The 4,852-nt window shown below is 51.5% G+C and carries 4 protein-coding genes; all 4 read right to left on the bottom strand.

Features of this window, described 5'->3' with window-relative positions; genetic code table 11:
- Positions 1 to 1,685 (bottom strand): ABC transporter ATP-binding protein (locus ACY692_RS14075; RefSeq protein ID WP_462326013.1); only part of this gene is annotated, 1,685 nt, incomplete at its 3' end.
- Positions 1,686 to 1,759: 74 nt separating this feature from the next.
- Positions 1,760 to 3,547, bottom strand: coding sequence for an amino acid ABC transporter permease (locus tag ACY692_RS14070; protein WP_462326012.1), 1,788 nt, complete (start codon positions 3,545 to 3,547; stop codon positions 1,760 to 1,762).
- A gap of 211 nt (positions 3,548 to 3,758) precedes the next feature.
- Positions 3,759 to 4,130: a four helix bundle protein gene (locus ACY692_RS14065; protein ID WP_462326011.1), complete on the bottom strand. Its 372-nt coding sequence runs from the start codon at positions 4,128 to 4,130 to the stop codon at positions 3,759 to 3,761.
- 174 nt (positions 4,131 to 4,304) lie between these two features.
- Positions 4,305 to 4,852, bottom strand: a 548-nt coding sequence (locus ACY692_RS14060) for a transporter substrate-binding domain-containing protein (RefSeq protein ID WP_462326010.1), incomplete at its 5' end; no start/stop codon positions are given.

The following is a 4,852-nucleotide window of genomic DNA, read 5'->3' as shown; positions in this document are numbered from 1 at the left end:
GAGATCACGGTGGAAAGCCTGTGGGCGATGACGATGCTGCTCCTGTCGTGCATGAGGTTGTCCAATGCCTTCTGGACAATGGCTTCAGACTCTGTATCAAGGGCGCTGGTGGCCTCGTCCAGGATGAGCAGGGAGGGGTTTTTCAAAATGGCCCGGGCGATGGTGATGCGTTGTTTCTGCCCGCCTGAGAGTTTGACCCCGCGTTCGCCCACAATGGTGTCGTAGCCTTCGGGTAATTCTTCGATGAAGTCGTGGGCGTATGCCGCTCGGGCCGCTTGTCTGATTTGTTCTGGATCCATGTCCAGCTGGCCGTAGGAGATGTTGTCGGCAATGGATGCGTTGAAGAGGAATGCGTCCTGGGAGACGATCCCGATTCCTGTACGTAAACTCTCCAGCGTGAATTCGGGCAGGGGGATCGTATTGAGCAGGATCTGACCGCTGCAGGGATCGTGGAATCTGGGGATGAGCCCTGCCAGGGTGGTTTTGCCGGAACCACTCGATCCAACGATGGCGATCCGTTTTCCTGCCTGGATATCGAGGTTGATATCTTTGAGTGCCGGCTCTTTTGTCCCTGGATAGGCAAAGGTGACCTTGTCAAAGCGCAGGGACTGGAAACGGTGGTCATAGAGCCGATCGCCCTGGGTTTCGACATTGATGGTTTTAGAATCCAGGATTTCAAAGACCCGTTCTGCACCGGCAAGGGCCCGCTGGATAGACATATTGGCGCTATTGATGCTTTTGAACGGCTCATAGAGCATGATCAGACCGGTCATGAAGGAAAAAAAGGTCCCCGGGGTGGAGTTGCCGGCGATGACCTGACTGCCGCCGTACCAGATGACCAGCCCCATCCCCACGGCCCCGATGAGTTCCATGATCGGGGAGGACATTTCATTATACATGACGCCCCGCACCGCGATCTTGACCAGTCCGGCGTTTTTGTCTTCAAATTTGCTGTTCTCCAGCTTTTCCGTTGCACAGGCCTTGACCACTGGAAGTCCGTTAAAGGTTTCCTGGAGCAGGGTGGTAATGGTGGCGATCTGTTTCTGGTTTTTACGGCCGATCTTGCGCAGTTTTTTGCCAAAGAAGATGAACGGCCAGCCTGTGAGCGGCAAGACCAACAGGGCCCAGAAGGCCAGATACGGATCGCGGTAAATGACCAACGCAATAAGGCCGACCATGGTGATTGCCTGTCGGACCAAGCGGATGAATTCAGGCATGCTGCTCCGGATCAGCTCCACGTCACTGACAATCCGGGACATGAGCATGCCTACCTGGGATTCGTTGAAAAAACTGGTCGGAAGACAAATGATTTTGGAGTAGAGTTCGTTGCGCAGTTCCTCCAGAACCTTGAGACCGCAATAATTCATTTCATATTTCTGAAGAAACATGAAAAAACCCTTGAGGGCGAACATAATCACCAGGATGATGGGGATAAACAGCAGCGAGGATTCATCTTTCTCAATGAAAATATTGTCCAATGCGGGTTTGACCAGAAAGGCGGTGCCCGCTGTGCAGGCGGAGACAATGGCTAGAGATATGAAAGAGAGAACGATGCGGTACTTGTATTTGAAAAAATACCTGGCCACGCGTTTGGCCAGATAGATGCTTTGCTGGTGCTGGGGGTTCTTGATGGGATTCATTGAGCTCACAGGTGGGTAGGCAACCTTTTTGGGGGTGGAACGCATGAACGGACCGGCCGACCACGGCCGGTCCGTTCATGCGTTGATATTGGTATCGGGTCAATGGTTTTCAGACCGGCCTACATCACCATCCGTGCATCCCCACCCGGCGTCAGCCTTCGTTCCAGGCGATTGGCCACAATGCTCATGGAATAGCAGCACACGAAATACAAGACCGCCACGGCCGTATAAATTTCAAAAGGATAAATCATCAATCTGCTGTTCAGGCCCTGGGCCACGAAGGTCAGTTCGAGCACGCCGATGATGTAGGCAAGCGAGGTGTCCTTGAAGATGGCGATGAACTGGCCGACAATGGCCGGGATCATCTGTTTGAGGGCCTGGGGGAGGACGATGTGGATCATGGTCGAGGCATAGCTGAGTCCCGTGCCGTAGGCCGCTTCCACCTGGCCCCTGGGAATGTTCTGGATGCCGGAGCGGACTATCTCGCCCAGATAGGCCCCGGTGAAGATGGTCAGGGCGATGGTCGCGGACCAGAACACGTCCAGATAGGATTTGATGAAGATGGGGATGAAGAAGTAGACCCAGAAAATGACCAGGATGAGGGGGTTGCCCCTTATGATCTCGATGTACAGGGTGCATGGGAGCCTGAAGACGACGTTTTTTGAGACCCTGCCGAGACCGACGACCAGCCCGATGAAAAAGCTGACCGAAATGGAAATGACGGCCATGGCGATGGACGCGGAAAGCCCTCCGATCCCCCAGAGCACATCGTTTGGATCATCGCTCGGGAATTTCCAGATGAGCAGAGAGTGCAGGTTTTCCCAGATGACCGACCACTTGAAGTGGGCCAGTCCAAGGACCAATCCATAGAGAATAAAGACCAAAAAGGCGACAAAGGCCCACCGGCCGAGCAGAACGATACCGCGTGCCAGGAGGGTACGCGTCTTTTTCCAGACAAGCATCGTCCCTGAATATGTGAGGCCGGACGTTTGCTTGCCCATGATTCCGGAAGAAAGGGTCAGCAGGAGCCAGAGTTTTTCAAAGGGCCAGAAAAGGATATTGCCCAAAAATATGGCCACTCCTTTTTTGGGCGTATGGCCATCGTTGATCCGAAGACGCATGTTGACCATGTTCAGGATGGCCGAAATACCCAGGGAAAGGCCGAGATAGAGAACACTCGCCGCCGTGGTCGCCTCGAATCCCCGGAATGTCAGCGATTCCACCTGCTGCGATTGCCAGCAGAGTTCGGCCACGCCGACGACCATGGCCAGGGAAGAGTTCTTCATGTTGTTCAAGAATTCGCTGCCAAGGGGCGGAATGATCGCTCGAAAGGCCAGAGGAAGGATGATCGTCCGCAGTGCCTGGAAATATGTCAGCCCGGAGGAGTAGGCGGCTTCGAGGAGCCCCTTGGGGATGGACTGCATGCCCGCCCGGATGACCTCGGCCATGAATGCGCCGGTATACACGGACAGCCCGATGGTTGCGGACCAGAATTCGAAATTGTGTTCGAACACCCATCCCCGCCAGGCTTCCGGAAGGCCCATGGGCAGGGCAAAATACCAGAAAAAGAGCTGGACCAGAAGCGGCGTGTTCCGGAAAAACTCCACATAGGAGGAGGAGAAGATGTAAAAGGGCTTGAAGGCGGATAGGCGACCCAGGCCGAACAGGGTCCCGAGGAACAGGGCGATACCCGAGCTGATCAGGGTGATCTTTACGGTGGTCAAAAGCCCCTTGAGGAGTTCGATGCCAAAGACCATGTCATAGGTTTCATTGGGCACATAGAGGACATCCCATTGGAAGTCGTACCCAAAGTTGAACGCAAATCCCCAATAATACACGGCCCCTGCGAGGAAGGCAAAGAGGACAAGATATTGGACCCAGATTTTTTCAAGCCAATAGCGGAACATAAGATTTATCGAATTTTAGAGATTTAAGAAATTTAAGAAATTTAAGAAATTTTAGAAATTTTAGAAATTTTAGAAATTTTAGAGATTTAAGAGATTTAAGAAATTTTAGAGATTTAAGAGATTTTAGAAATTTAAGAAATTTAAGAGATTTTAGAGATTTAAGAGATTTAAGAAATTTTAGAAATTTTAGAAATTTAAAATTGGGTGGGGGTTATTTTTTATCGATGGAAAAGAGGTAGCGGCGGAATCCTTTGATTTGGGCTTGGCATTCGTTGGTGAGATTTTGAATTTTGGAGTGGCTTTCTTGGGAAATGTATCCGCAGTCAAGAGCTCTGTAAGACTGTGATTGAACTTCGTTGGTCGAGCGCAATGCATATCCTAGAAATCTGCAAAATTCTTTGGCAGAACAGTTTCCAAATCCCTCGGCTATATTATCCATGACAGAACCGGAGGAACGGGAAATCTGGTCCCGCAAAGCAAAATCTTTTCCCAACGGAGTCGTGTTGATGAGCTTGCCAACACTCTGACAAAGTTCGCGGGCCTTTTGCCAGCAAGGCAATTCCTCAAAGCGGGAGTAACGCATGTCGCCTCTTCTGGGTTATCGATCCCTCGGACTTCATACTTCCACACAAAACTCAAGATACCATAATTTCTTAAATCGCTTAAATTTCAAAAATTTTTAAATTTATACAACATTAACTCCGGCGACCCACTCAATCCTGGGTCGCCGGAGTTTCTCATCGCAGCATTACTAAATTTACGGCCACATTTCGATCTGTTCTGTCATGGGGAAGGAGTACGGAGTATCGGGGCCGTACCACTTGTTGTAGATCTTCATGTATGTCCCGTCCTCCCACATGTCCTGGATGGTGAAGTTGACGGTGTCGCGCCACTTGGAATCGTTCTCCGGAAGGCCGATGCCGTAAGGCTCGTTGCTGAAGAAATCACCGACGAGTTCATACTTGCCGGGTTCCTTGGCGGCATAGCCGAGAAGGATGGTCGAGTCGGTGGTGAAGCCGGAAACGCTGCCCATCTGCAGGGCGGCAAAGGCGGATGCGTAGTCGGGGAAGGACTTGACATGGGCGTTGGGATTGGGATCGCCAAGATCCTTGAGCAGTTTCCTGATATTGATCTCGGAAGTTGTCCCCTGGGTGGTGGCGATTTTTTTGCCGACCAGGTCTTTGAGGGTTTTGAATTTGCCTTTTTTGGCCAGGACTTTCTGTCCGTCGAAGAAATAGGTGATGGAAAAGTCGATGGATTTGTCGCGTTCGCGTTTGTGGGTCATGTTGGCCACGGACATGTCGA

It is taken from the genome of Desulfoplanes sp., assembly GCF_054921335.1.
Note: the sequence above shows the minus strand (reverse complement) of the source record. Positions and strands in the feature narration are given on the sequence as shown.